Raw genomic sequence first — 1,442 nt, forward strand, 5'->3', positions numbered from 1 at the left:
CCTAAAATTAAACCGAAACGCATAGCCTTTCCAGACCCGATCAAAGATAGTCTAGTGTAAAGCCAGACAGTTCAATTTTTTGTGAAAATACAGATCAGTCCGCATGTTCAGTCAATTCAGCCCGACCTGATTTGCTGACATTGCACAGGAATCATGATTGCTACAATAACAGAGTGTCCATCTCTATAATGCTACAGCCAGTTAATGAAACTCGCTTCGCATTATTCCTGAAGACATAAATGTTGTGAAAATTATGTGATTTTAATCAAAAAGATACAAATTATTATGGTTGTAATTCAGGCAGCGTGCGCTTAGTATCTAAAGAGAAGTTACTCTATGTAAGTTTCCTTAGTTTTGTCCCATACACCCCCATGTATGGGATTTTTTTTAATCAGTGGATGTCATGAGCATGCATTCAAAAGCGTATATTTTTAGACAGCAGCAATTAATGGTGGATGAGCATTTTCAGTTGCCGCTGGTCGCAAGACTGCAGCATGATCTGGATTTGTCGGAAAATGGCCAGGTCATTGCACGGGATCTAAAAGAAAATGAATTAGTACCTGAAGGCTATCAACTAGTCCCGATCCGGCAATTGGTGCAGGTCTGGAGCAGGCCACAGTTTGAACAAGCCAGTCGTGCTGTGCAGTTGCTCGAGTGGCGCCGCAATCACCGCTTTTGCAGTAAATGTGGCCATCCGACCCAGCAGCACGTCAGTCACTATGCCATGGTCTGCCCATCCTGTGGTTATAACCAGTATCCACGTGTGAATCCTTGTGTGATTACCATCATTACTCGGGGTACAGATGAAATTCTGCTGGCGAAAAATGCCCGCAATAAAACCCAGATGTACAGCCTGATTGCAGGCTTTGTTGAAGTCGGCGAAACCTTAGAGGAGGCAGTACGCCGTGAGACGATGGAAGAAGTGGGGCTACAGATCAAAAACATTCAATATCTGGCCAGCCAGCCGTGGCCGTTTCCCAGCAATCTGATGATGGCCTTCAGGGCGGAATATAATGCAGGCGAGATTCAGATTCAGGAAGATGAACTGAGCGACGCGCAATTTTTCAAGTTTGATCAGTTACCCGAAATTCCCTTCAAGGGCAGTATTGCTTATGCCATGATTCAGCATGTGATGCATGGTACACCTGTTGCCGATGATGGCAAAGAATGGCTTTGAAATTTTGAACAAATATAGTGTGCATTCTCGCTCTTTTAAGGGCGAGTTAAGCCACTAGAAATTTAAAATTATTATATTAGTTCTTTGTACACGACAAAAAAGATAACTCATTGAAATAATGGCATAATACTTGTTTTCTGACGACGAATATGATGACACATTTCAATGAGTTACATCTCATCTTAAACAAATATCTAAAGTGGAACAAGTCACATGCAAAATGTTTTACACTGATTATGCTTGCATTAATTGTAAAACAGACATG

The 1,442-nt window shown here is 41.9% G+C and carries 1 protein-coding gene and 1 pseudogene; both read left to right on the top strand.

Annotation, left to right across the window (positions count from 1 at the left end; translation table 11 throughout):
- Positions 1–403: 403 nt before the first annotated feature.
- Positions 404–1,177, top strand: a complete 774-nt coding sequence (gene nudC / locus AVJ20_RS17900) for an NAD(+) diphosphatase (protein WP_171287374.1) — start codon at positions 404–406, stop codon at positions 1,175–1,177.
- A gap of 152 nt (positions 1,178–1,329) precedes the next feature.
- Positions 1,330–1,442, top strand: a pseudogene (locus AVJ20_RS17905) (IS4 family transposase); the annotation flags it as partial.

It is taken from the genome of Acinetobacter sp. CFCC 11171 (genome assembly GCF_003268405.1).
Lineage (GTDB): Bacteria > Pseudomonadota > Gammaproteobacteria > Pseudomonadales > Moraxellaceae > Acinetobacter > Acinetobacter amyesii.